Origin of the sequence: Shimia isoporae, assembly GCF_004346865.1 — a bacterium.
Lineage (GTDB): Bacteria > Pseudomonadota > Alphaproteobacteria > Rhodobacterales > Rhodobacteraceae > Shimia > Shimia isoporae.
The window spans coordinates 1362062-1388017 of sequence record NZ_SMGR01000001.1 but is presented as its reverse complement, the minus strand read 5'-3'; the positions used below and the strand labels follow the sequence as shown (position 1 = coordinate 1388017).

Below are 25956 nucleotides of genomic sequence, written 5' to 3'. Positions count from 1 at the left end.
AGCCCTGATCCCCGACTTAAGGCAATTCAGGCCAAGTTCGGCGCATGTGTCGCGGTCAAAGCCAGTCTTGGCAAATCCTTTAGCCCGCCGTAAGACGCACTCAAAGAATGATACAGGATAACAAAATGACCGCGCTTTCCATCGACGCATCACGCCTGAAAACTCTCCGCAAGGCGCGCAAAATCGGACGTCCGAAGCTGGCCAAACTCTCAGGCCTTACCGAGCGCCAACTTGCAAAACTGGAAAGCTCAAGCGGTTTCACCCCTCTGCCGGAACCGACGGTCGCCAAGCTCTCGGCAGCTTTGCAAATCCCGACACCTGCCTTGACCGGAGAACTGCCCCTGATCGACGACGATCTGCAACCTGCTCAGAAAAGCACCTGCACCAGCGGATGTTGCGGATAAACGTCTGCCCTTTGGGACCTGGGCCAGGATCGTCATTCAAAGACTCGTCGCGCCCAGATCACTCTCCACCCGGACAGTTTGAAAACTACTGAGCTTCGAGTTTGTTCTGAAGCACTGCCAAGTGTTCCTCAAAATCACGCCAAGCTTCAGAACTTCCCTGATAGATTTCCTTGCGAACCTGCATCATGCTCGCCGTCTTTACGGCCCGTTTGTTTTTGTGAAACGACAATGTCTGTTCTTCGAACCGAAGCCCGCAGGCATCGAGCAGAGCTTTCGTCTCTTCTTCCGGATTACCCGTGAAAGCCTCGTAGTTTATCATTTTCACTCGACCGGGCAGGACGTCCTCCCAATGACGCATCATATCGCGATAAAGGTGATAATAGTCTGCCAGATCGCCAAGGTCGTACGCAAAAGCAAGGTCAGCCCCTGCAAACGACCGTTTGTACATTGACCAGCACACCGCCATCGGGTCTCTGCATATGTGCAATATCTTTGCTTCTGGAAAGGCCGCTGCGATCAAGCCAACGTTCTTGAAGTTCAGCAGGTTCTTGTCGACCACGACCTGTGCCGAACCGGCAAGCTTGCGTAATTCGTTCAAATAGGTTTGACGCAATCCTTTTATGGTTTCCTTGTCCAAAGATTGGTTGGAAACCTCAAATTGCTGCAACACATGATCTGACATCGAGGTCAAAACACTGAGCTCCCCGATCCCCTGCACTTGAGAATGGCTGTCCAGAACTTGCTCAATCAACGTGCTGCCGCAGCGTGGCAAACCAATCACAAACACCGGACACAAGCTGCTGTCCATGACCTCTGGAAGATGAAGTCTGGCGCAGGTTTTGGGGTCGTAGATCTGTTTCAAGCGAGCAAACTTCGCCTTTTCAGCCTCCAGATCAAAATGCACATGCCGCCCTGCCAGCGAATTCGCCCGCGCGTAGTTCTCAAAGGCCGCACGAATATTCCCCAGATCTTCCTCTGCTTTTCCCAAGGCAAATCGTGCATAGATTTCGTCTCGTTCCGAAAAAGCCTGTTTGGCGATGCCATCTCTGAGTGTTTGAAGCTCCGGCTCCTCTCCCACGATCCGCCGAAGGGCCATAAAGTGCATGTAAGCTACGCCATAAGATGGCTGCAACGAGATCGCCTTCGAGAAACAGGAAAGAGCGTCATCACGGCTGCCGAGGTTACCGACAGCTGTCCCCTTTCCGCTCCAAAGCGTCGCCTCTTCCGGCATAACCCTCAGGGCGCTTTCATACACTTCAATTGCTTCAGAAACCCTGTCCGCCTGATTCAGCATACGACCCAGATTGCTCCGCAGCATAACTTCTGCCGGCGCAACTTCGATTGCACGCTCGAACACTTTGGCGGCGTCGTCGAACCGACCTGTGTGCTGCAACGACAGCGCCAGATCGTTCAGTATCTCTGCGGTTTCCCTACCTGCCTTGACCGCGCCTTCAAGCAATTGCGCCGCCAATTCAAAACGACCATCTTCAAAAGCGCGTCTTCCCTGAGCGACCAATGTGTCCGGGTCAGAAGTCGCTGCTCTGGATCCGATCGTCGCATCCGCTGTCTGGTGCGCACGCGACGCCGGCACTGCCAATGGATTTGCAAGCCCTGACAAGTTCATTGCGGAAGACTGGCCTACGCGCCCTTCCCGATTGAAAGAAAGCTCGCTTTCGCTTGGGCCGGTTAAGACGTTTTGATCCAGCCGCCTGACGCCACGCTTCGCGCTTGGGTTCCCCGGAAATCGCACCAAAACAGCCTGATACAGTGCAAGCGCGGCTTCCCGATCACCACGTTTCTCTGCAGAGCTTGCTTTCTTCAAGGCTTCCGCAGCCTTTAGTGGTTTCTCCGCCATGTCCTGCCTTCGCTTGTCACCGAGGAATCACGCCAGCGACGTCACCCAAAGTATTGTCGCGTCCTCATCACTTACCGACACCACATTGTGTCCCATGGTCCCGTCATAGTACGCGCTGTCACCGCGACGCATTTCCACCGGTTCATAAAACTCGGTGTAAAGCGTAATGACGCCCGTGAGCACATAAAGAAACTCTTCGCCGTCGTGCCGCACCCAGCCATCGAATTCATCCATCGACCGCGCCCGTACACGCGCGCGGTATGGAAGCATCGCCTTTTTGCGCAGCCCCTCTGCCAGCAGCTCATGCTCATAGGTCGTCGTGACCTGATGCGTGCCCTCGCCCGACTTCACGACAGACATGCGGCCGTTAACCTGTTCGCGTTGAGGCGCGGTGAATAACTGCGGTACAGAAATCTCCAACCCCACGGCCAACTTTTTCACAGCATCATAGGTCGGGGACATCTGTCCGTTCTCGATCTTTGAAAGCGTGGAGCGCGCCAAACCGGCCTGCGTAGCCGCCTGCTCCAGCGTCCAGTTGCGCGCCTTGCGAAGCTCTCGAACGCGCTCACCAAGGTCGAGCGGTTCCACATGGTCCTGCGCGCCACCCTCACGGGCAATACGGATCAACGATTTTGGGTCTTTTCCAGTCATGAAGCGCATTTAGCGCGACCTTGCCGATGCGTGCAACCGTTGGCCTTGCAACCCGCGCGGTAGGGGCTTAGGCACATCACATGCTGTCCGTTTTCGACCAAGGCCCATTCCGCCCCTGTCCCGCGCCTTTCAACATGGCCGCGCATGTGCTCGCCCATGCGGACGACCTGCCTGACAAAACCGCTCTATCGGTTTTAGGCGCTTCGGTCGAAAACTGGTCTTACGCCGATCTGAAATCTGCCGTTCTGGGAACCGCATCAGGTTTGCTAAAGGAAGGACTTCGCTCTGGGGATCATGTTCTCATGCGGTTGGGAAATACAGTCGAATTCCCAATCGCTTACCTTGCCTGCATCGCCGTTGGTTTGATCCCTGTGCCAACTTCTTCGCAGCTCACCGAAGAGGACGTCGCCAAAATGGTGGCAGAATTGGCGCCTGCTGCAATCCTGCTCGACCCGGGCGTGCCCTGCCCTCAAGAACCGGGTTGCAGGGTATTTGGAACAGATGTTTTGCACGCCATGCGTGATCTGCCGGCAGCAGACTACGAGATGGGAGATCCGGACCGGCTTGCCTATATCATCTACACGTCCGGAACCTCAGGAAAACCGCGGGCCGTTATGCACGCCCACCGCGCAATCTGGGCGCGCCAAATGATGCACGAGGGCTGGTACGGGTTGCGAGCGTCTGATCGGCTGCTTCATGCTGGCGCATTCAATTGGACTTACACCCTTGGAACAGGCCTGATGGACCCCTGGTCAATCGGCGCCACAGCATTGATCCCTGAAAACGGCACGCCTGCCGCGGAACTACCCAAACTGCTTGCGCGACACAAAGCGACTATCTTCGCCGCGGCCCCCGGCGTCTATCGCAAGATGCTCTCTGATGCTCCGGACATTCACCTCCCGGACTTGCGCCACGGTCTGACCGCAGGAGAAAAATTGTCCGAAGCCATTCGCAACGACTGGGCCACCGCAACCGACACTGCGTTGTTTGAGGCCTACGGCATGTCTGAATGCTCAACCTTCATTTCTTCCAGCCCCTCGGCGCCGGCGCACGCTGGCACCCTTGGACGTCCGCAATCCGGACGCAAGATCGCCCTTTTGGATCCTGAAGGAAACGCCGTGCCCCTTGGCAAAGAGGGCACAATCGCAGTCCACAAGACGGACCCCGGATTGATGCTGGGCTATTTCAAAGCCCCGGAAGACACGGCCGAAAAATATTCTGGCGACTGGTTTCTAACCGGCGACCGCGGCACCATGGACGAAGAAAGTTACATTACCTATGCGGGGCGCGCCGACGACATGATGAATGCAGGCGGCTTTCGTGTTTCCCCCATCGAGGTCGAAACCGCTATCGCCCGTTTTCCCGGCGTAACCGGCGTCGCGGCCACAGACGTTGAAGTCAAAACCGACGTCCGCCTTATCGCTGCGTTTTACACATCCGATCACGATCTCGACGAAGCAGCACTCAAAGCCTTTGCCGAAGACAATCTCGCACGTTACAAGCAACCTCGACTGTTCAAACGGCTGGATGCCCTGCCGACCAATCCAAACGGCAAACTCAGCCGCCGCGCCCTGCGCGACCAATTCAAGGCCGACAAATGATCAAACTCGATATCCTGTCCGACCCCATCTGCCCTTGGTGCCTGATTGGGAAAACCCGCCTTGAAAAGGCAATGGAAGCTGAAGGCGACCATCCCTTTTTGATTGAATGGCACCCCTTTCAACTCAATCCAGATATGCCCAAAGAAGGCATGGACCGGCGCGAGTATCTGGAAACCAAATTTGGCGGCAAAGAAAACGCAGTGCGTGTCTATTCGGAAATTGCACGTCATGCTGAGGAAGAAGGTCTCGATATCGACTTTGGCGCGATCCAACGCACGCCGAACACGGTTGACGCGCATCGTTTGATCCATTGGTCAGGTATCGAAGGCAAACAGAACGCCATCGTAAATGCGCTGTTCAAAGCATACTTCAAGGAAGGCCGGGACATCGGTAACGCCGAAGTCCTCGCTGACCTCGCAGACAGTGCCGGTATGGATGCCGCCGTTGTCGCCAAACTTCTCGCCTCTGATGCTGACATCGAGAATATCCAGCAACGCGATGAACACTCCCGGCAAATGGGCGTAAACTCGGTGCCAACCTTCATCGTGGCCAACCAGCACGCTGTCCCCGGTGCCCAACCCGTGGAACTCTGGCGTCAGGTCATGGGTGAACTAAAGGCACAACAGGACAGTTGACCGCCGCTGAACGGTCATTCATTTTCCCACTTGTGACCTGCCCGCCCCCACGCTAAGCTTCGACTATCCCGCGACCGATTTTGACCGCCGGAGACTATTTAGCACGTTCATTCAAGCCAAAGGCCCGCCGCCTCGGACGCCCCGCGTCGAGCGTCCCGTCTGCGCCCGGATGATCCAGGGAGCCGAGCATGACCAAAGATAACCTGCCAATGTCGCAGGTCGAATTCATCGCGCTTTGCGCCATGATGTTCGCCACGATCGCGTTCTCCATTGACGCGATGTTGCCGGCTTTGCCGTCCATTGCAGCTGAGCTCAGTCCCGGCAACCTCAACCAGGCCACTTTGATCATCACGTCCTTCGTCATGGGAATGGGTATCGGAACCCTTTTTACCGGTCCCCTGTCGGATCGGTTCGGGCGCAAGGTTGTGCTGATTTCCGGCGCGATGATCTATTCACTCTGCGCCTTCATTGGATGGTACTCTGAAACTCTCGAGTGGGTGCTCGGCGCCCGCCTTGTAATGGGCATCGGGGCGGCCGGACCACGCATTGTGACACTTGCCATCGTACGCGACCTGTTCGAGGGCCGTGAAATGGCACGTATCATGTCATTTTCAATGATGATCTTTACACTGGTCCCGGCCGTAGCGCCGCTGATCGGCCAATTCATCATCGACTTCAGCAGTTGGCGTGGAATTTTTGTGGCCTTCATGGTGTTCTCCATGATTTCCGTGCTCTGGATTGGCATCCGCCTGCCGGAACCTCTCGCAGTGGAAAACCGTCGACCTTTCAAGTTCAGAAAGCTGTGGGACGGCATGCGAGAGATGTGGGGCATTCCCGCCGTTCGCACCTCAATGATGGTGCAATCCTTGATTTTTGCGGGGTTGTTCGGCCTCATCAGTTCGGTGCAACCGATCTATGACCAGACTTACGGGCGCGCCGAAGAATTCCCCTATTGGTTTGCAGGCATCGCCTTGATCTCGGGCTCGGCAAGTTTTCTGAACGCGCGTCTCGTGATGCGGCTGGGTATGCGCTACCTTGTGACAACGGCACTCTGTGCGCAGGTCTTCATCGGCATTGCTATGGTGGCCTGCACGATGATCAGCGACACTGACACTCAGTTCTACGCCTTCGCGTTCTGGCAGTTGTCGGGTTTCTTCTTTGTCGGCATGACCATTGGCAACCTGAACGCGCTTGCGATGGAACCCCTCGGACACATGGCTGGAACTGCGGCGTCCGTGATGGGCGCGGTCTCCACTATCGCCGGCGGTATAATTGCCACGCCCATCGCACTGATGTTTGATGGAACCGCCCTGCCCTTGGCTCTCTCGATGACCCTGCTGTTCACGATTGCCTTCGGCCTGATGCTTCAGATGCGCAGACAGGAACAGGCCCTCGCATGAAGCTAACTGGCAAGGCACCGACGCAATACTGACGTTTTGCCGACGTTATGCAGATGTGCCTTTCGCCGCCTTTTTGCGCTTCTTTTCAGCCACAACTTTGGCCGCGAGATCCCGCGCAATCGCAAATGCGCCCTTGATCTTGTCGCTGTCTTTTTTCCAATCGCGGCGCACAACAATCTTGTTGTCTTTGACCTTCGCCAAACCTTTCTGGTCCTGAATAAATTCCACCAAACCTGAAGGTGACGCAAACTTGTCGTTGTGGAACTGGATCGTCGCGCCCTTCGGCCCGCCGTCCAACTTGGCAATGCCCGCCTTCTTGCACATCTCCTTGATACGCACGATCAACAACAACGTGTTGACTTCCTTAGGCAATTTACCAAAGCGGTCGATCAATTCGGCGGCGAAACCCTCAAGCTCGACCTTGCCCTGCAATCCACTCAGACGGCGATACAGACCGAGACGAACATCCAGGTCCGGAACATATTTCTCAGGTATCAGCACAGGCACGCCCAGGTTTATCTGGGGCGCCCATTGATCGTCGCCATCATTCAGGCCTTCAAGTTCGCCCGCCTTGATCTTGGCTATCGCCTCCTCAAGCATCGATTGATAGAGCTCATAGCCAACATCGCGCATCTGACCGGACTGTTCTTCGCCTAACAGATTGCCTGCGCCGCGAATATCAAGGTCTTGAGAAGCCAAGGTAAATCCGGCTCCCAGCGTATCCAGGGAGCCCAGCACCCGAAGCCGCTTTTCTGCGGGCGCTGTCAGCTTCACCCGCGGCTTCGTCGTCAAATAGGCATACGCACGCGTTTTGGACCGCCCGACACGCCCACGGATTTGATAAAGCTGCGCCAAACCGAACATATCTGCACGGTGAACCACCATTGTGTTCGCCGTAGGAATGTCCAACCCGCTTTCCACAATCGTCGTCGCCAACAGGACATCATACTTCCCGTCGTAGAACGCGTTCATACGGTCATCGAGTTCACCCGCGGCCATCTGGCCATGCGCTGTGACAAAGCTGACCTCTGGAACCTGTTCGCGCAAAAACTCTTCAATATCAGGCAGATCACTTACTCTCGGAACAACATAGAACGACTGCCCGCCTCTGTAGTGCTCTCTTAACAAAGCCTCTCTTATCGTGACCGCATCGAATTCGCTGACGTAGGTCCGGATCGACAAACGATCGACGGGCGGTGTGCCGATAATCGACAAGTCGCGCACACCGGACAGGCTCAGTTGCAGAGTTCTGGGGATCGGTGTTGCCGTCAGGGTCAAAACATGCACGTCGCTGCGCATCTGCTTTAGGCGTTCTTTGTGCGACACGCCAAAATGCTGTTCCTCGTCAATGATCAGGAGACCCAGATTCTTGAACCGGATGCCCTTCGCAAGCAGCGCATGTGTGCCCACAACGATGTCGACCGTCCCACGGCTCAGACCATCGCGGGTCTTGTCGGCTTCCTTTGCCCCGACAAAACGGGACAAAGACCTAACTTCCAGAGGAAATCCTCTAAATCGCTCGGCGAAACTTTTGGCATGTTGACGCGCCAACAAGGTCGTAGGGGCTATGACAGCCACTTGCTGGCCCGACATCGCGGCGACAAAAGCCGCCCGCATGGCCACTTCGGTTTTTCCAAATCCGACATCCCCGCACACCAACCGGTCCATAGGCCGACCAGCCGCAAGATCACCAATGACATCCTCAATGGCTCGAAGCTGATCATCCGTTTCCTGATATGGGAACCGTGCCGAAAACTCTTCCCAAGCGTGGTGCTGTGCCTCAAGCACAGGCGCCGACCTCAGTTCCCTCTCGGCTGCCACGCGGATCAAGCGGTCCGCCATCTCGCGGATGCGCTCTTTCAGCTTCGCCTTCTTCGCCTGCCAGGCACCACCACCCAACCGGTCGAGCAAGCCTTCATCATGGCCGTACTTCGAAAGCAGCTCTATGTTTTCGACAGGCAAATAAAGCTTTGATTTTTCTGCATATTCAAGAAGAATGCACTCGTGCGCCGCTCCCGCGGCCGTCACCACCTCAAGCCCACTGAAGCGACCGATCCCGTGGTCGACATGCACCACCAGATCACCGGGACTCAGTGATTGCGTTTCCGTCAAGAAGTTCTCCGCACGCCGCCGTTTCTTTGGTGCGCGGATCAGGCGATCCCCTAATACATCCTGTTCTGAGATAACCGTCAGCTTGTCGGTTTCAAAACCATGTTCCAAGGACCAGACCGCCAGAAACAACCCGGCTTTTCCGATGCGACTGGCATCCGAAACATGAACCGTCTCCGCCAACCCCTCATCTTCGATCAGACCGCTCAATCGTTCACGCGCACCGTCCGAATAGCTGGCAACAACAACCGGCCCAACGGCGAGTCTTGCGCGAACATGATCCGCCAACACACCAAAAAGACTGACATTTTCCAACTGACGCTCTGGCGAAAAGTTCCGCCCGATACGCCCTCCAGCATCGATGGCTCCGGGTCCGGATGCCTGAGGCAAAGGCTTAAAATTGAGCAACCGCCGCCCTTTGACCGCCGCGTCCCAAGCGCCCTCATCAAGATACAATAATTCTGGAGGGACGGGCTTGTAGACCGTATCGATCCGGCTCTTCTGGCTCATCGCATGTTTGCGCGTTTCGAACTGATCTTTGACCGAATCCCATCGCGATAGACGCACAGCATCGGTTTGGTCATCCAGCGAAATGACCGCATGAGGCAAATAGTCAAACAGAGTTTCCAGACGCTCGTGGAAGAAAGGGAGCCAGTGCTCGACACCCTGATGTTTGCGACCCGCACTCACCGCTTCGTAGAGCGGATCGTCTGTCCCCGCAGCCCCAAACTCGATCCTGTAGTTCTGACGGAACCGGGTGATTGCGGCTTCGTCCAGAACAATCTCGCTCACAGGTGCCAGCTCGATCCGGTCCAGTTTCTCTGTCGTGCGTTGCGTCGCCGGATCAAACCTCCGCGCCCCATCGAGAACATCCCCGAACAGATCAAGTCGCACGGGGCCACTGTCGCCCGGCGGAAAGATATCGATGATACCGCCTCGAATGGCATAGTCGCCCGGCTCCATTACTGTGGGGGATTGCACAAAACCCATACGAACAAGGAACTTGCGCAGCGCATCTTCGTCGATGCGCCCATCAACTTCGGCCTTAAACGCGGCTTCCTTCAGCAACTCCCGTGCCGGCACGCGCTGAGTAGCTGCATTCAGTGTTGTCAACAGAACAAACCGCGACGGCATATCGTGAACCAGCGCGGCCAATGTCGCCATTCGGGTTGCCGAAATGTCCGCGTTCGGCGAAACGCGGTCATATGGCAAGCAGTCCCAACCGGGAAAGGTGATCACTGGCATATCCGGCTGAAAAAACGCCAGTGCCGCCTTCATTGCAGCCAGTCGCTTATCATCGCGCGAAATGTGAAGAACCGGCCCGCCTGATTTGGCGACCTCGTCCAAAATCAGCTTGGCGTCATACCCTTCGGGCGCACCGCCCACCAGAATGTGTTGCGCATCACGCATTGTCCGTAAGTCCAGTCATGGTTCGCCGGATCAGCCCAGCGGAGAAACGAGAAAGTTCTGATACATGCCCCATAGCGAAGACACAAAGATGGAGAACATGCCCAAGAGTTGCACCCAAAATCTGTGGCGCCCCAATCGCCTGCGCAAGGGTTCCCCAACGCAGGACTCCGCCCGGATTTTGCGCGCGGTCACAACGCTCATTGCACCGACCAGCGACATTGGCCCCATCAACAAAAACACAGCCTGAGCAAATTCCACACCATAGAAAAACCCGAGACCGATGAGCAAGGTGTGCACGAAAAACCCTAGCAATATCAGCCATGTACCAGACACATCTGCAATGTAGAGAATCCGGTTGATGTTGATACGAACCAGATCGGTCAGGTCATCTTCGGCCTGTCCACCAACCCTACGCGCACGTAAAACCGTGTCCCAAGGAACCCCCAGCACCCAATGGCTTGCGCTGGACCATGCCACAGCCAAGGCAATCCAATACCAAAGATTGGAAAAGCTGCGCATATCAATAAGTTCGAAAACGGTCTGGCTCAGGTCCAAGGTTCGTCTGCCTGTAAAGATTTCTAACCGACATACCCTGCCAATGCGCCAATTCCTAGCCCTTGAGGTATGCGAATTTCCGTGGCACCTCTGAAGAACCGTTACGTCGAGGACAACATGAAACAAACTCCAGCGCCCTTCCCGTCCGCCCGCCTGCGCCGCACCCGCCAAACGGCTGCTTTTCGTGGTCTGGTCAGAGAAAACACCCTGACAGCAGACGATTTGATCTGGCCGGTGTTTGTGCGTGACGGCGAAGGCATTGAGGAACCTGTTCCCTCCATGCCTGGGGTGGTGCGCCGGTCGGTTGACAAAATCGTGGAAGCGGCCCGCGAGGCCGCAGATTTGGGCATACCGGTGATCTGCCTGTTTCCTTACACCGATCCATCGTTGAAAACCGAAGACTGCGCCGAAGCTTGGAACCCTGACAACCTGTCCAACCGTGCGACCCGTGCCATCAAGGAGGCCGTCCCCGAGATTGCTATCATGACCGACGTCGCTTTGGACCCGTACAATATCAACGGCCACGACGGATTCGTTGTGGACGGCCAGATCCTGAACGACGAGACAGTTGAAGCCCTTGTGAAACAGGCACTTTCACAAGCTGAAGCAGGCGCCGATATCATTGGCCCGTCCGACATGATGGATGGTCGAATTGGCGCCATCCGCACAGCTCTCGAAGCAGCCGGTCACACCAACGTGACCATCATGAGTTACGCAGCCAAATATGCGTCGGCCTTTTACGGACCATTCCGCGACGCAGTCGGCGCATCCGGCGCGCTCAAGGGCGACAAGACAACATACCAGATGGATCCGGCCAACAGCGACGAGGCTCTGCGCTGCGTATCCCGCGACATCGCTGAAGGCGCAGACATGGTTATGGTCAAACCAGGGATGCCCTATCTGGACATCTGTCGCCGAGTCAAAGAGTCCTTCCAAGTGCCAACTTTCGCCTATCAGGTCAGCGGCGAGTACGCGATGATTATGGCCGCGGCCCAAAACGGCTGGATCGATGGCGACAAGGCGATGGTTGAGAGCCTGATGGCTTTCAAGCGAGCTGGATGTGACGGCATCCTGACCTATTTTGCACCCTCAGTCGCGCGAAAACTCGCTACGAGATGAAGCTACCTCAGGCCGCACAGGTGACAGAGCGGCCACAAAGACGTATAGTGACGGCAACCCGGAAAAACCGGCGGTACGAGCATAAAAACAAGACACATCAATACGGGCAAATAACATGAAAAACATGACCAGACGCGGCTTTGCGTTGAGCGGCATCGCTGCAGCGGGTATGACCGCTGCTTGTGGCAACGGAGTAGGTTCAAGCGGTGGTCGAGAAATCGATGCCCGCGTCGACTCAACACTGAATTATCTCTACACCAACTACCCAAACACCACCGATTTACGGGACAAGGCAGCCGGTGTTCTTGTGATGCCTGTGGTCACTGAAGCCGGATTTGGCTTTGGAGGCGGCTACGGCCGTGGGGCTCTGCGCATCAACAATGCGACGGTCGACTATTATTCTGCCGCCAAAGGCAGCGTCGGGTTTCAGATCGGCGCTCAACAACACGCTCACGTGCTGTTCTTCATGACAGACGCCGCACTTTCCGACTTCCGCAGCGCGAGCGGCTGGGCTGCAGGCGCAGGTGTACAGTACGTAGTTGCAAATGAGGGCGGCAACATCAGCGCCGACACGACAAACCTTCTGGATCCTGTGATCGCAGTGATCTTCGCCCAAGCCGGACTAAAGGTTGGCGCGACGCTGGAAGGCATAAAATACACTCGTATCATTCCCTGATCCGCGCATGCGGACAATTGCGGATATTATCTACGACGAGCGCCATGGTACCCCATTGGCGCTCGACCTTTTCTTGCCAAACGGCCCGGCAAGCGCTGTGGTTTTGCATGCCCACGGAGGTGGGTTTTTCAAAGGCGGGCGCAAAAGCGAGCGCACAACACGGTTTGCCCGCCAACTGACCGGCGAAGGTTTGGCCATGGCTGCGGTGTCTTACCGGCTCGGGACGCCAATGCACGTTTTGGAGGCCAGTACCCGCAGAGCCGTAAAGCAAAACAGGCGCAAGTCGCAGACAGCCGGACTTTCCACAGCAAACCGATTGATGGGCGCGGCCTTCGAAGCCGCGCGCCAAGACATTTCTCAGGCAATGATCTTCCTGAACAATTGCCGTGCAACGCACGAAATCACATCGCATAAGCTGGCTATTCTTGGAATTTCCGCGGGTGGAATAGCGGGGCTGGCGTTGGCACATCCTGCCGCCAACCTTCCGACCTGCACACGTCCAAACGCTGTTATTGCGCTCGGTTCAGCACTCTTGCATCCTTGGGCGCTAGATCCTGAAGGGCCTCCTTGCCTGATGATTCACAGCCACTACGATCGCGTGATAAACCCAACCAACGCCAAACTCGCCAAAGAAGCGGCGGAAAGAGCACATGCGCCTGTTCGGGTACTGACCTGTGCGCGCAAAGGACATAACGCCCCTGCCCAGGCACTGTTGGACGATGGCGCCCCTGATGGGACGCCATATTGGGCAATCATGATGGAAATGTTCCGGGAAGCAGGTCTTCTCAGCCCATCGCGCGCAGGCGCTTGATAAGGCTCGAAGTATCCCAACGTCCGCCACCAAGTTTCTGAACATCTTTGTAAAACTGGTCGACCAGCGCGGTAATCGGCAGCGACGCACCGACCTCGTCTGCGGTATCCAGACAAATGCCGAGATCTTTGCGCATCCAGTCCACCGCAAAGCCGTGATCGAATTCGTCATCAATCATGGTCTCGTAGCGGTTCTGCATCTGCCAACTTCCTGCAGCGCCGCCGGCGATTACATCAACCACAGCCCGTCCATCAAGACCAGCTTTCTCCGCGAAGTGAAGTCCTTCACTCAATCCTTGAACCAGACCGGCAATACAGATCTGGTTGACCATTTTTGTAAGCTGACCGGCGCCGCTCGCGCCAAGCCGCTTGATTGAACGGCCATAGGCCGTCATCACCGGCTCCGCTGCCTCATAACTCGCCTCGTCTCCACCACACATAATCGAAAGAACACCATTTTCAGCGCCTGCCTGACCACCGGACACAGGACCATCGACAAAGGCAATGCCTTGCTCCCGTCCCGCGTCATAAAGTTCGGCGGTCACTTTTGCGGAGACCGTAGTGTGGTCAACAAAAATTGCCCCCTTCTTCATCCCATCGAAAGCACCATTCTCGCCGACGCAGACCTGACGCAAATCGTCGTCATTGCCGACACAGCACATCACGAAATCGGCTTCGGCTGCGGCCTCCTTCGGGGTTTTGGCGAACCTACCGCCATGTTCATCGGCCCAGGCCTCGGCCTTTGCGGTTGTGCGGTTGAAAACACATACGTCATGACCTGCTTTCACCAGGTGTCCGGCCATTGGATACCCCATGACGCCAAGCCCTAGAAATGCAACTTTTGCCATCTACTTTCCCCTCAATCTCATTCGGCGTAATACTTGTCCCGTCTGATCGGGCAAATAGCAAGAAGATAACCGGAACCACCCTATGTCGCTCTTGATTCAATGGCTTATGCGTATCGCGAGCGCACTTGTGATTCTGAGCGTTTTGGCCGTTCTGTTTGTCTATTATCTCGCTTCCCGCTCCCTCCCGAATTACGACAAGACGCTTCAGACCACCGCCGTCGTCGCACCTTTGGAGATCGTACGAGACAACGCAAACGTGCCGCATATTTTTGGCGACAATGATCAGGATGTGTTTTTTGCGCTGGGGTATGCGCACGCACAAGACCGGCTGTGGCAAATGATCATGCTGCGCCGAACAGTTCAGGGGCGGCTCTCAGAAGTCCTCGGCACCCAAACTCTGGAAACAGACACTTTAATGCGGCGCCTTGATCTGGCCAGTCATGCCCGAGCCTCTGTCTCGTCTCAGGATGACGCAACACTGATCGCGCTTCGCGCTTATGCGAACGGCGTGAATACCCGGATCGATGAAATCAACCTAAACGCCTTGGGGCGCGGTGCGCCGGAACTCTTTCTGTTTCCACAAGCCATCGCACCTTGGGTTCCCGCTGACTCCATCGGCATTCAAAAGCTGATGGCTCTGCAAATGACAGGACATCTGGAACATGAAGTCCTGCGCGCCCGCGTTTCTCTGGCATTGGACGATCCCAAGCGGCTGGATGACATTCTGCCGGTTGCACCGGGGACCGGCGTAGCGGCCTTGCCCGAATACGCATCACTTATGCCTGGCCTCGCGCCTGAAACGGCATACACCCCATCCCGCCATGCGGCACTTTCACCTTTCCCGAAATACGGGATGGCCGGCGCCTCAAACGCTTGGGCAGCGGCCACAACGCGAAGCGCCTCCGGTGGCACGCTTCTTGCCAGCGATCCTCACCTCGGTCTGTCTGCGCCTGCGATTTGGTATCTGGCCCGACTAGAACTCGAAGCCGGCGGCGTCATTGGCGGCACCATACCCGGACTCCCAGCGGTCATAACGGGACGTAGCGACAATCTGGGCTGGGGACTTACTGCGGCCCATGCCGACGATCAGGATCTGTTCATCGAGGAGCTCAACCCCGAAAACGCACAGGAATACCGCACTCCACAAGGCTTCAAGCCCTTCAGAACCCGCAAGTCCATCATCAACATAAAGGACGCTTCGCCTGTAACCGTCACCCTGCGCTGGACGGAAAACGGTCCAGTCCTTCCAGGCAGTCTCTACAACATAGCGTCCGTCACACCACCGGGCCACGTTGCGGCATTGGGATGGACTGCGCTCAGCGACAAAGACACCTCGGTATCGGCAATCATGGGACTAATGCGAGCCCGCGACATCGGCCAGGCTGTTATGGCTTCAAAGGCGCATGTCGCTCCAGCAATGAACCTCACTCTGGCTGATAACGAAAACATTGCCCTCAAGGTAATTGGGCATATGCCTCGTCGCTCTGAAAACCATCAATCCAAAGGCCGAATGCCAAGCCTGGGTTGGCGCGAGGAAAACCGCTGGCAAGGAAGTTTTCCATTTACCACGAATCCGGGATTTGTCGCGCCTGTCGGAGGCATCGTCGGAAACACCAACAACAAGGTCATTGACCGCCCTTTCCCACTTCACATGTCTTACGTATGGGGCGATAGCCAGCGCATCGAACGCTGGAAACGCCTGATGCAGGCCCGACAGGTTCACACCCGTGACAGCTTTGTAGAAGCCCAACTCGACACAGTTTCCTATACGGCTCGAGCTCTTTTACCGTTGGTCGGGGCCGATCTCTGGTTTACCGGAGAAGCTGCGCCAGACGGCACACGCGAACGCCAACGGCAACGTGCACTCTCGCTTTTGTCCGAGTGGAACGGCGAGATGAACGAGCATCTTCCGGAACCCTTGTTGTTCGCAGCTTGGATGCGTGCACTGCAAGACCGATTGATCCGCGACCAGATCGGACCTCTTGCCGACACGTTTACGCACGTTGATCCTGTGTTCATCGAGCGCGTTTTCCGCGACGTCGATGGCGCCAGCGCATGGTGCGACGTGCGCCAAAGCGCTCCGGTCGAAACTTGTGCAGACATGGCGAGATTGGCGCTTGATGATGCGCTCGTGTCAATCGAGGAGCGGTATGGCACGCAAATAGAAAGCCTGCGCTGGGGAGACGCACACCAAGCCGTCCACAACCATCAGGTTCTCGGCAGTGTCCCGGTCTTGCGATTTTTCGTGAATATCCGGCAATCAACATCCGGCGGCGACAACACCCTGCAAAGAGGATTGACGCGCGGAACAGGAGACCGACCGTTCGAAAACGTACACGCGGCAGGGTATCGTGGCGTGTACGATTTCGCGGACCCGGATAGCTCGGTTTTCATCATATCAACCGGCCAGTCCGGCCATTTCCTGTCTCGTTTTTACGACGATTTGGCCCAACTCTGGCGACGCGGTGAGTATATCCCGATGTCGCTTGATGCGGATTTGGCGCGCGCGGCAGCCGTCGGGATCACCCGTATTCAGCCGCCGGCGCAGTAGTTCAAAGGCTGGCGAATTTCCGAGCCTGCTTTTGCGTCCAGTAAACACTCAGCGCAAACCCTTCTTCGGTTTGCTCTTCCTGTTCGACCACACCTTCCTTGAACAACCATGCGCGTTCCTTACCTTGAGCAAAGCTCAACGACAGGGTTTCCCGACTTTTCTCCGATTCAAGAGCGGTCGCGATCGCCTTGAACAAGGCCTGAAGGCCCTCTCCTGTCACAGCCGAAACTGCCAAGATGTCTTCCTCCCGGTCGGCCCGCGCCAGCACGGCCGCTCGATGATCTTCATCCAGCAGATCGATCTTGTTCCAAACCTCGAGTTGGCGTGTGTTGTCGTCCACTCCAAGACTTTCGAGAATAGATCTCACGTCCTCGGCCTGATGTTCTGTCTCTTCGTGTGCGATGTCGCGGACGTGAAGGATCAAATCCGCAGCCAGAACTTCTTCGAGAGTCGCTCGAAAAGCGGCGACCAACTGGGTTGGAAGATCGGAAATGAAACCCACCGTGTCTGACAGGATCACCTCTGGGCCGTCTGGAAGCTCCACCGAACGCATTGTCGGGTCCAGCGTCGCGAAGAGCATATCTTTCGCCATCACCTCAGCACCCGTCACATGGTTGAAAAGCGTAGATTTTCCAGCGTTCGTGTAGCCAACCAATGCGACAATCGGGAACGGTACTTTGGCGCGCGCTTTGCGATGCAGCTCCCGGGTTTTGACCACCTTGGCCAACTGCCGACGCAAACGCACCAGTTGATCATCAATCGCCCGACGGTCAGCCTCGATTTGCGTTTCGCCAGGGCCACCGACAAATCCCAATCCGCCTCGCTGACGCTCAAGGTGGGTCCAAGCCCGGACGAGCCGCGTGCGCTGATAACTCAACGCCGCCATCTCTACCTGCAAAACGCCTTCACGCGTGCGGGCCCGGTCCGAGAAAATCTCGAGGATCAAACCCGTGCGGTCGAGGATTTTGACTTTCCATTCCTTTTCGAGGTTGCGTTGCTGGACGGGGCTGACCGGCCCATCAATCAGCACGAGTTCAATCTCGTTGGCTTTCAATAAGCCGCGCAGCTCCTCGATCTTGCCGGTACCGAACAAGGTCCCCGGTTGGGCTTTGGCAAGACGCACAACGTTGGATCCGACCACTTCCAGGTCGGGCAATGCCGCGGCAAGTGCAACGGCCTCCTCCAAAGCGGAAGAGGCCTCACGCCGGTCGCCGGCGCCAGTGATATCGGGATGCAGGACCCATGCTCGGGTGACCTGCGTTTCATGCTCCATCAAGAGGCGTCTTCACCTTCATAAAGCGAGATCGGCTGAGCAGGCATGATCGTCGAGATCGCGTGCTTGTAGACCAACTGGCTCTGCCCATCTCGGCGTAGCAACACACAAAAATTGTCAAACCAGGTAATAACACCCTGAAGCTTAACACCGTTGATCAGAAAGATTGTGACCGGAACCTTGGTTTTCCGGACATGATTTAAAAATGCGTCTTGGAGATTTTGACGATCCGAAGCCATTGTACTTGCCTTTGTTCTTGTGTGTGCATCGGGTGCGGTAAGTCGTGCGTGGCGAGTATGGAGCGGCATTTTCAGACTTTCCACCCCAAAATGTTAATTTCATGCAAGCACTTGGCACCAAGCGCATCATTTCTGCCACAGATCCGGCGACAACAAAGCAATAATCGCGAGTGTTTCCAGACGCCCCAGAACCATCGCTACACAAAGAACCATCTTGTGCGCTGCATTTAGTTCAAAAAGATCAATTGGGGTATCGGCAGCAACCTGTGTCAGCGGTCCGGTTGTGGTCAATGCCGAAATTGCAAGCACCAGCGCGTCTTCAAAGCTGCTCCCAAGTGCGGCCAGTGTCATCGTAATAGCCGCCAAAGACATGGCAAACAGCATGAAGAACACCCATGCAATGACCGCGCCCCGACGCCGAATGCGGCGACGGCCGACCTTGCGGTTACCAATAACCACGGAGGGATGCACCAGCCTTTCCATCTCGCCAAGGCCTTGAAGGTAAAGTGCATATACTCTCAAAAGCTTCACACCGCCGGCCGTTGTCGCGACGCCGCCTCCGACAAGCGCAAGCGACATCAGGATGAACCCCGGCGTCCCCAAGCCCGACCATTCCTGCGCCACAGACCACTGCGCGCTTTCAAACCCGGTGGTCGTCAGGAAACTCAAGACTGTAAACAAACCGCCCCAAGCCGCCTTCGCGGCGCTGACAACGTCGTTCATGGAACCATCGTTAAGGGCGGTTCCCCAATGTCGCAAAAACAGGAACGAAGGAACAATCACGACAATCAGGAACCCGAGCCGTAGTTCAGGATCGTGCCAAAGGTTGGCGCGGCGCACATTTCCTGTGTCCGCCGAGAACGTCGCACGGGACAGTGCAAACAACAGAAACAGGAAAATGACCACTTCACCGCCGATCCCCGCTAACCCTTCGGACACGCCAAATGCCGTTGTGATACCGCTTGTCGACATCGTCGCCATTGCGTTCATCACCGCCGAAAGGGGCCGCTCGCCAAGGACCACAAGCATCAGACCAAGCGCAAACGTCAACCCAATGTAGATCGGCAGCAGTATCTGGAGACTGCGTACCCAGCGCTTCATCGGATCGGCGCGTTGCATCTGCCCTCTGCCAGTCGTTGCCTGACCCGGTTCCCCGAGCGCGGTAACTTCGTATCCACCAAGAGCAAGGGGTGCAAAAATGGCCGAGGCCGCAACCCACATCAGGAGCCCGCCGAGCCACCCGACAAGCCCGCGCCAAAGATGGATCGCATCCGGCACAGCGGCCGGGTATTTGATCACGCTGGCGCCGGTCGTGGTCAGGCTACTGACCATCTCGAAATAAGCTTCGACAAAGGTGATGGATCCCATTGCCTCATAGTAAGGGATCGCAAGGATCGCCGGCAAAATCGTGAAGCCGAAAAATAGCGCGCGCAGATTGTCGACGGTGCGCGTAAACCGTTGCGTTCCAGCCAAGGCGAGCGCAATCAGTGCACAAACAAACAGCACCAAAGTTCCGCTGTAGAAAAACATGCGGGCAATGAAATGAAACCGCTGAACAGATGCCACAATCGCCGGTGCGTACATCGCAACTCCGGACACCGCGACCAGATAGAGAAACAGAGGCAGTTTCAGATCGCGCGAAGTCATGGCGTCAGAAGAAGTCGATCGAGACTTGAAGCAAACGTTCTACCTCGGGCACGTCAGCCGCCAGACTGAACAGCGCAATCACGTCACCTTCTTCAATCCGAATGCCGCCGCGCGGCTTGTGGACCTCTTGCCCCTTGAGAATGGCACCAATCAACACTCCCTCTGGAAAGTCGATGTCGCGAAGAAGCTGCCCCGCAATCGGCGATGTAGACAAGACTTCAGCTTCGATGATTTCAGCCTCGGCATCTCCCACGGAATACACTGCTTTTACACGCCCATGGCGGATGTGACGAAGGATCGAGCTAACGGTCGTGGCCCGCGGATTGATGAACGCATCAATGTCCAACGGCTGCATCAGAGGAGCCAATGTCGGATCGTTGATAAGCGCAATCGCCAACGGACAACCCGCACTTTTTGCGCGCACGGAAGCCAGCATGTTGGTCTTGTCATCGTCTGTAACGGCAAGAACCGCGTCCGCGCGTTCGACACCGGCCTCCGACAAAAGCGCACTGTCCAACCCGTCGCCGTTGAGCACAATTGTTCGCTCCAGAGCTTCTGCCGCCTTCTCCGCCGTAGCGCGATCTCGTTCGATCACCTTGGTTCTGACACGTCGCGCCTGAGTTTCCAGACGCTGCGCAACCATCAAGCCGACGTTGCCGCCGCCGATGATGATTGCCCGTTCCTGATGGCGCTGAGTTTTACCGAAAACTTCCATTGTCCGAGCCACATCCTCGGCGAACGTAAAGACATAGATCTCGTCCCCGACAAAAAGTTGGTCACCAGGTTCCGGCGCAAAAAGACTGCCGCGCCGGCGTACACCAACCACAACGGCACGCAACGTTGAAAACAGATCGGTCAACTGGCGCAAAGGCGTGTTCACGACCGGACAGTCTTCATCCAGATGAATGCCCAGCATCTGCACTTTGCCACCAAAGAACATCTCGGTGTCGAACGCCCGAGGCGCACTGAAGCGTTTGAGCGCTGCTTCGGCGACTTCAAGTTCCGGCGAAATCACCACGTCGATGGGCATATGCTCACGGCGGTAAAGGTCCGAGTAAACAACGTTCAAATAGGAGCGGCTGCGGAGGCGGGCGATTTTTCTGGGAACCGAAAAAACGGAATGGGCCACCTGACATGTGACCATGTTGACTTCATCGGAATAGGTCGCCGCGATCACCATGTCCGCATCTCGGGCCCCCGCCCGATCCAGAATTTCGGGATAGCTCGCAAACCCCGCGATGCCCTGAACGTCAAGCGTATCGGTTGCACGACGCACAAGATCCGGATTGCTGTCCACGACCGTCACATCGTTGTTCTCACCTGACAGATGGCGCGCAATTTGCCACCCGACCTGACCGGCCCCGCAGATAATGACCTTCATGTGCTTTCCCCGTCGGATTCCGGCCCAAGAAATGACAGAAGCCTCTCTCCGCGTCAAACACTACCATTGACCTTTGAATGCCAATCGGGCTTTCTTTTGAAGTGTTATCAGGGGGTTCCAGTATGCTTCGATTGTCGGCAACGCTCGCGATTCTGGGAATCGTTGTATCTGCCTGCGGGCCTACCTCCCTTGTAAGCTATACAAAACCCAATGTTTCGAGTGACACCGCCAACCGCAATTTCGTTGAATGCCGCCAAGAAGCCAACGCGCTATTTCCGGCTGCGGTCTTCACTCAATCCGTGCCGGGCTACGGCGGATACGGGGCTTTCTATGGCGGTTATCCCGGTTGGGGCGGCAGCTACATACAAGCCCGAGACGCCAATGAACCGCTTCGTGCACAACACCTGAGTGATTGCATGACGCTCAAAGGCTACAGACAAGTCATTCACCCAATTTGTACCAGAGAACAATTGGCAGGACGCCAATATCAAGCTGTCTCCCGCCCGCCTTCCGGCGCAAGCCCGAACATATGTGCGGCGCGCACCCAGGGTGGCGGCTCCACATTGATCGACCTTAGCAAACCGATTTGAAGGGACGCGCGGATATGAAAAAAACACTCCTGATCTGCACAGTCGCTGCATTGATCGCCGGTTGCACGGACTTTCGTCAAATGTACAAACCCGGTGTGACCCGCACTGAACTCAACATCGATCAAGGTGCGTGCAATTCGGAAGCCGCCAGCCGCTATCCACCTCGAATTGTGACTGACTGGGTGCCGATTTTTGACGCGCAGGGGCGCGTTATCAGCCACCGCATTGAACAATACGACATCAACGAAGCCAGACGCCGCGAAGGCGCACGCAGTTGCATGATCGCCCGCGGCTATGAATGGGCGACCATTCCGTTCTGCAAAGATGAGCAAATCGCAGGTCGCAGCTTTGCACCAGTGACAAAACTTCCTGCTTTGACACCGAATATATGCGGAATGCGCACCGACAGAGGTCGTGTGCTGATTGATCTCAGCAAGCCGCTGTAAGCAAAGCGAAGGCCGACGTCATCCGGCCTTGCGCGCTTCGTCGTCATCTTCCTCGGATACTCGGGCGACACGAGCGCCTGATTTGTTGGACGTAACCACACCAAGCGACTTTAGCTTTCGGTGAAGAGCGCTGCGCTCCATGCCGACAAAATTCGCGGTCCGACTGATGTTGCCACCAAACCTGTTGATCTGGGTCAGCAAATATTCCCTTTCAAACGCTTCACGTGCCTCACGCAAGGGCAAAGTAGCCAAGGCTCCGGACAACACCACGCGCCCGTCATCTCCACCGCCTGATCCGCCTTCTTCTGGCAACTCGGCCGCCTCGATTTCTCCGCTGCCTTCGCCAAGGATCAGCACACGCTCGATCAGGTTCTTGAGTTGCCGCACATTGCCCGGCCAAACCATCGTCTGCATAAGCGCGATTGCATCTTCGCTCAGCACTCTAAGTGGCAGCCCCTGCTGTTCGTTGAACCCCGCGATAAAGTGCTCTGCAAGCGCGGGAATGTCCTCGCGACGCTCTTCAAGCGACGGCACGGCGATTGGCACAACGTTCAGGCGATGGAACAACTCTTCACGGAATGTGCCGGCATCAATCTCCGCCATAAGGTCTTTGTTTGTCGAGGAAATTACGCGCAGGTCCACCTTGACCTTATCCGCGCCACCAACCCGGGTGAATTGCTGGTCCACAAGCACACGCAGGATTTTCGATTGCGCGGCAAGCGGCATGTCGGCGACTTCGTCGAAATAGATGATACCACCGTGTGCCTGCTCAAGCATCCCGGATTCAACACCCCGCTCAGCGCTTTCACGGCCGAACAACATCTCCTCGACGCGATCCGGATCCATGCCCGCACAATTTACCGTCACAAAGGGACCCGAAGCCCGATTGGAGTTCGCGTGAATGAATCGCGCAGCCACGTCTTTGCCGACACCGGCTGGGCCTGTCAGCATCACGCGCCCATTGGATCGAGTCACCTTCTCCAGTTGGCTCACCAACGTACGGAACGAAGCGCTTTCGCCGATCAGTTCCGAAGGCGCGCCGTCCTGTCGCTTCAATTCGGTGTTCTCGCGGCGCAAGCGGCTGGTTTCCATTGCGCGGCGGATCACTACCATCAGTTGGTCGATATTGAATGGCTTCTCAATGAAGTCATACGCGCCCTGTTTGATCGCTGCGACGGCGATCTCGATATTCCCGTGGCCGGAAATAATTACGACCGGCACTTCTGGATAATCCCGCTTCACGGCCTTCAGAATGTCGATGCCATCCATGTTGCTGTCTTTGAGCCAGATATCGAGGATCATCAGCGCTGGCTGCTTTTCCGTGACGGCCTTCATGGCATCGTCAGAATTGCCTGCCTTGCGCGTAGCAAAACCTTCGTCTTCAAGAATATCGGATATCAATTCCCGAATGTCGCGCTCGTCATCTACGATCAGAATGTCACTCATACTGCCAACTCACCTTTCTCATTGCCCTCACCCGTGCTTGGTCCTGCCTTCTGGACCGGCAGCATGACCTTCGCCATTGCGCCCACGTGCGAATTTCCTTCAAACTTTGGCGCGTCCAGCAGTTCCAACTGGCCGCCATGCTCTTCGATGATCTTTTTCACAATCGGCAAACCAAGACCGGTTCCCTTGTCTCGGGTCGTCACATAGGGCTCAAACAGCCGCGCTCGATCGACCGGCAGCCCGATACCATTGTCCGCAATTGTGACGACGGCTTGCCCGTCCTCTAGATGAAAACCAATCCGGATCTCGGGGGAAACCTCTAACTCCGGTTTCTTTTCTTGAAGAGTTTCAATGGCTTCACCCGCGTTCTTGATGAGATTTGTAAGCGCCTGCGTTATCATCGTTCCATCAAGTTCGGCCATCACGGGATCGGGTTTGATGTCAACGTTGAACGTGACATCCGGTTGTCCGGACTCCTGAAGCAACAGAACGCCCTGAACCAACTCCGTCAGATCCACGCTCTTGCGATCCGGTTCAGGCATTCGCGCAAACTTTGAAAACTCGTCCACAATCCTACGCAAATCATTTGTTTGCCGTACGATCACATCCGTCATCTGCTCCAGTTTCTCGCGATCCTCACCAACCTGTGCAGCGAACTTACGTTTTATACGCTCAGCGCTGAGCTGAATTGGTGTCAGCGGGTTCTTGATCTCATGAGCAATCCGGCGGGCCACGTCTCCCCAAGCCGCCATACGCTGTGCCGATACAAGATCGGTCACATCATCAAACGCGACAACATACCCTTCCAGTGACCCATCCTCTCGCCTCCGCGTAGACATGCGGACAAGCAGGTTCTCCAGGCGCCCTGCCCTCGTGACCTTGATCTCTTGCTGAGCCACTTCACGCCCGCTGGACTTCAACTCATCCAACAAGGCCCCAAACTCGGGAACGGCCACAGCAAGCGCGACATCCTGCTGGTCATCGCTCCAATCCAGCAGGCGACGTGCAGACCTGTTGACGAAAGCAACGCGCCCGTCACCATCAAGTCCGACCACACCCGAAGTCACCGAACTCAGTACGCTGTCAAACATCCGGCGGCGGCGATCGATCTGTCTGTTATTGTCGAGCAAAGTCTCCCTTTGCGCCTTAAGCTGCCTGGTCATCTGGTTGAAGTACCGCCCAAGCATGGCGATCTCATCGTCGCCCTCTTCTTCAACGACCTGCACATCAAGATCACCCGCCCCAACACGCTGCGCAGCACCAGTCAGCCGTCCCACCGGCTGCGACAACCTTTCGGCAAACCACATGCCCATCCAAATGGCTGCAAGGATAAGAATGACGGCAAAGCCCAGATAGATCAGGCCAAACTCGAACAGAACCCGACCTCGTTCACGCTCCAACTGTTCATACAACTGCGCTGTCGCCCGCGTATCGTCCAACAGATAAAAAATTTCTGCATCGACTTCTCGGCTGACATACAAATACCGGTCAACAAAAGCATCGAGCCGCACCAAAGCTCGGAGCTCGCTGTTTTCGAGATCACGGATAATATGCATTCCGGTGTTTTGTGTAGCCTGAAAAGCCTCGCGATCAGGCATGTCAAAGCCGAACAGATAGGACCGTTCACCCCGTGCCCGAATATCGCCTTCACCATCAATAACGTAGGCTTCTTTCAAGCCTCGTTGGATTTGTCCCTGCCCGTTTGCAAGTACAACCCGTAGATTTCCGTCATCCATAACGAACGTGCGACGGCGGTTTTCGTCAAGAAATTCGGCAAGAGCCAAAGCGTCAGTTTCCAGGTCGATCACGTGTTCGGCCTCGTAGGCCTGAGCCGCAGCAACCGAGTTGCCGATCACCTGTCTTACCCGGTCACTAAACCAGCCTTCGAGACCGATGTTTACCGTCAGTCCGGCGAACACGGCCACAGTCACCGCAGGCACAAGCGCCAATACCGCAAAAGCGCCCGTCAAACGAAGGTGCAGCCGTGATCCGGCGGACTTGGCCCGTCGGGACGAAATCACGCTGGCAACGCGACGCAGCACAAGAGCTGCGACCACGAGAACATAAACTATGTCCGCAAGAAGAATGGATCGCAGCGCGCCCGAAGACGCGCCAAGCGCAAACGGACCCATCGCAAGGAACGTGCTCAGCGCCAGCACTGGCCCAAGCACAACAAGCCCCAGCGTTGCGACATTCTGGACACGCCGCTGACGTCTCAAACGCCGAAAACGCGCCCAATGGGTGGATTCTGTCCGGCTCAACACCCGACGACCTCAACTGATATAGTGCCGCTTCTGCGGCACACCGCCA

Annotated in this window: 21 protein-coding genes; 10 read left to right on the top strand and 11 right to left on the bottom strand. The window is 56.2% G+C overall.

Features of this window, described 5'->3' with window-relative positions:
- Positions 1-125 precede the first annotated feature (125 nt).
- On the top strand, positions 126-404 hold the full coding sequence (locus BXY66_RS06795) for a helix-turn-helix domain-containing protein (protein WP_132859387.1): 279 nt from the start codon (positions 126-128) through the stop codon (positions 402-404).
- Between the two features lie 85 nt (positions 405-489).
- Here the strand turns inward: BXY66_RS06795 and BXY66_RS06790 are convergent, their stop codons facing one another.
- Both BXY66_RS06790 and BXY66_RS06785 read right to left on the bottom strand, forming a co-directional pair.
- Complete coding sequence (locus BXY66_RS06790) at positions 490-2259, bottom strand: sulfotransferase family protein (RefSeq protein ID WP_132859386.1); 1770 nt, start codon at positions 2257-2259, stop codon at positions 490-492.
- A gap of 27 nt (positions 2260-2286) precedes the next feature.
- Positions 2287-2910, bottom strand: a complete 624-nt coding sequence (locus BXY66_RS06785) for a helix-turn-helix domain-containing protein (protein ID WP_132860372.1) — start codon at positions 2908-2910, stop codon at positions 2287-2289.
- Positions 2911-2990: 80 nt separating this feature from the next.
- On the opposite strand from BXY66_RS06785, the gene BXY66_RS06780 reads away from it, so the two are divergent.
- From BXY66_RS06780 to BXY66_RS06770, 3 genes are all read left to right on the top strand, one after another.
- Entirely contained in the window at positions 2991-4511 is a 1521-nt protein-coding gene (locus BXY66_RS06780) for a class I adenylate-forming enzyme family protein (RefSeq protein WP_132859385.1), read from the top strand.
- Complete coding sequence (locus tag BXY66_RS06775) at positions 4508-5146, top strand: DsbA family oxidoreductase (protein WP_132859384.1); 639 nt, start codon at positions 4508-4510, stop codon at positions 5144-5146. The genes BXY66_RS06780 and BXY66_RS06775 overlap by 4 nt, the downstream gene beginning before the upstream one ends.
- Before the next feature lie 188 nt (positions 5147-5334).
- Complete coding sequence (locus BXY66_RS06770; protein WP_243694314.1) at positions 5335-6546, top strand: multidrug effflux MFS transporter; 1212 nt, start codon at positions 5335-5337, stop codon at positions 6544-6546.
- Between the two features lie 45 nt (positions 6547-6591).
- On the opposite strand, the gene mfd is transcribed toward BXY66_RS06770, so the two are convergent.
- Both mfd and BXY66_RS06760 read right to left on the bottom strand, forming a co-directional pair.
- Positions 6592-10065: a transcription-repair coupling factor gene (gene mfd, locus BXY66_RS06765; protein WP_132859383.1), complete on the bottom strand. Its 3474-nt coding sequence runs from the start codon at positions 10063-10065 to the stop codon at positions 6592-6594.
- Between the two features lie 30 nt (positions 10066-10095).
- Positions 10096-10620 carry a component of SufBCD complex gene (locus BXY66_RS06760; protein WP_132859382.1) on the bottom strand — a complete coding sequence of 175 codons (525 nt, stop codon included), beginning with the start codon at positions 10618-10620 and terminating at the stop codon, positions 10096-10098.
- Between the two features lie 117 nt (positions 10621-10737).
- On the opposite strand from BXY66_RS06760, the gene hemB reads away from it, so the two are divergent.
- The 3 genes from hemB to BXY66_RS06745 all read left to right on the top strand — a co-directional run bounded on the left by hemB (position 10738) and on the right by BXY66_RS06745 (position 13226).
- Positions 10738-11739 (top strand): porphobilinogen synthase, encoded by a 1002-nt coding sequence (hemB, locus tag BXY66_RS06755; RefSeq protein ID WP_132859381.1) that lies wholly within the window; start codon positions 10738-10740, stop codon positions 11737-11739.
- A gap of 115 nt (positions 11740-11854) precedes the next feature.
- Positions 11855-12415, top strand: coding sequence for a lipid-binding SYLF domain-containing protein (locus BXY66_RS06750; protein ID WP_132859380.1), 561 nt, complete (start codon positions 11855-11857; stop codon positions 12413-12415).
- Positions 12416-12422: 7 nt separating this feature from the next.
- Positions 12423-13226, top strand: a complete 804-nt coding sequence (locus BXY66_RS06745; protein WP_132859379.1) for an alpha/beta hydrolase fold domain-containing protein — start codon at positions 12423-12425, stop codon at positions 13224-13226.
- Here the strand turns inward: BXY66_RS06745 and BXY66_RS06740 are convergent.
- Positions 13201-14073, bottom strand: a complete 873-nt coding sequence (locus BXY66_RS06740; RefSeq protein WP_132859378.1) for an NAD(P)-dependent oxidoreductase — start codon at positions 14071-14073, stop codon at positions 13201-13203. The two genes, BXY66_RS06745 and BXY66_RS06740, sit on opposite strands and share 26 nt — an antisense overlap.
- A gap of 82 nt (positions 14074-14155) precedes the next feature.
- Between BXY66_RS06740 and BXY66_RS06735 the strand changes: the two genes are divergently transcribed.
- Positions 14156-16624, top strand: a complete 2469-nt coding sequence (locus BXY66_RS06735) for a penicillin acylase family protein (RefSeq protein ID WP_132859377.1) — start codon at positions 14156-14158, stop codon at positions 16622-16624.
- A gap of 1 nt (position 16625) precedes the next feature.
- Here BXY66_RS06735 and hflX read toward each other — a convergent pair whose 3' ends face one another.
- The 4 genes from hflX to trkA all read right to left on the bottom strand — a co-directional run bounded on the left by hflX (position 16626) and on the right by trkA (position 21164).
- Complete coding sequence (hflX, locus tag BXY66_RS06730) at positions 16626-17897, bottom strand: GTPase HflX (RefSeq protein ID WP_132859376.1); 1272 nt, start codon at positions 17895-17897, stop codon at positions 16626-16628.
- A complete protein-coding gene (hfq, locus tag BXY66_RS06725; protein ID WP_008204623.1) occupies positions 17897-18136 on the bottom strand; it encodes an RNA chaperone Hfq in 240 nt (79 codons plus the stop codon). The genes hflX and hfq overlap by 1 nt, the downstream gene beginning before the upstream one ends.
- A 126-nt stretch (positions 18137-18262) precedes the next feature.
- Entirely contained in the window at positions 18263-19783 is a 1521-nt protein-coding gene (locus BXY66_RS06720) for a potassium transporter TrkG (protein ID WP_132859375.1), read from the bottom strand.
- Positions 19784-19787: 4 nt separating this feature from the next.
- Entirely contained in the window at positions 19788-21164 is a 1377-nt protein-coding gene (gene trkA, locus BXY66_RS06715) for a Trk system potassium transporter TrkA (protein ID WP_132859374.1), read from the bottom strand.
- A gap of 122 nt (positions 21165-21286) precedes the next feature.
- On the opposite strand from trkA, the gene BXY66_RS06710 reads away from it, so the two are divergent.
- Complete coding sequence (locus tag BXY66_RS06710; RefSeq protein ID WP_132859373.1) at positions 21287-21754, top strand: hypothetical protein; 468 nt, start codon at positions 21287-21289, stop codon at positions 21752-21754.
- A gap of 14 nt (positions 21755-21768) precedes the next feature.
- Positions 21769-22200, top strand: coding sequence for a hypothetical protein (locus tag BXY66_RS06705; RefSeq protein WP_132859372.1), 432 nt, complete (start codon positions 21769-21771; stop codon positions 22198-22200).
- 18 nt (positions 22201-22218) lie between these two features.
- Here the strand turns inward: BXY66_RS06705 and ntrX are convergent, their stop codons facing one another.
- Positions 22219-23646 carry a nitrogen assimilation response regulator NtrX gene (gene ntrX, locus BXY66_RS06700; RefSeq protein WP_132859371.1) on the bottom strand — a complete coding sequence of 476 codons (1428 nt, stop codon included), beginning with the start codon at positions 23644-23646 and terminating at the stop codon, positions 22219-22221.
- Positions 23643-25910: a sensor histidine kinase NtrY-like gene (locus tag BXY66_RS06695; RefSeq protein ID WP_243694313.1), complete on the bottom strand. Its 2268-nt coding sequence runs from the start codon at positions 25908-25910 to the stop codon at positions 23643-23645. Before BXY66_RS06695 ends, ntrX begins: the two co-directional genes overlap by 4 nt.
- Between the last annotated feature and the right edge of the window lie 46 nt (positions 25911-25956).